The organism is Blautia sp. Sow4_E7, assembly GCF_052116245.1.
GTDB lineage: Bacteria > Bacillota > Clostridia > Lachnospirales > Lachnospiraceae > Blautia_A.
Genome location: NZ_JBQKLL010000128.1, coordinates 1 through 904 on the forward strand (window position 1 = coordinate 1; position 904 = coordinate 904).

The following is a 904-nucleotide window of genomic DNA, read 5'->3' on the forward strand; positions in this document are numbered from 1 at the left end:
TGATGAAACACCATTTATCATGCCTCAGCACAGTAAGGAATATATGTGGGTGTTCCATTCGCCCCGAGGAAACGATACCCATCCACTCTTCTTATATGAATATCTGGGTGGAAGAAGCGGCGAAGTTCTGGAAAAATATCTATCCGGATATCAAGGGACGCTCGTAACAGACGGTTACCAGCCGTATCATACACTAATGAAAAAAAGTGACAGGATTAAGGTCGCCGGATGTTATGCGCATGCAAGGCGAAAATTCGCAGAGATCATAAAAAGCGTGAAGAAGAATACACCGCTCAGTCCAGGACAGGCAGTTGCTGCCGAAGCAGTTAAACGGATCGATGCCATGTATCATCTGGACAACATGTATAAAGAATCATCAGCAAAAGAGAGATTAGATAACAGACAGCGATCTGTAAAGCCTCTTGTTGATGCTTATTTTGCGTGGCTGAAAACGTTGCAAGGGAAATCAAACGCAAGCTCCAAGCTAAAAGAGGCAATCAATTATTCGATCAATCAGGAAGTATATCTCCGAAGATTCCTGGAAGATCCACTTCTTCCGCTGGACAACAACGATGCGGAACGAAGTATCAAGTCCTTCTGCGTTGGAAAACATTCCTGGCACATCATAGATTCTACAAAAGGAGCCAAAGCGAGTGCTCTTTTATACAGTATTGCAGAAAGTGCAAAGGCAAACCGTCTGAAGCCATATGAGTACTTCTGCTATCTGTTGAAAGAACTTGTGAAGTATCCTCGTAACGATGTTCCGACAGAGGTATTAAGAACTTTAATGCCATGGTCTGAAGAACTGCCGGATCACTGTCGAAAAACTAAATCAAGGTAAAGCTCCATGCCAGCCTTTGGGCTGGCATATCTTTTTGGGGAGGACCAGTTATTTACCATATAC

General features: G+C 43.5%; 1 protein-coding gene. It reads left to right on the plus strand.

Annotated elements, in window-relative coordinates:
- Positions 1-841: IS66 family transposase (gene tnpC / locus ACTQ50_RS19690; protein WP_441485567.1), on the plus strand; the 841-nt coding region annotated here is incomplete at its 5' end.
- Between the last annotated feature and the right edge of the window lie 63 nt (positions 842-904).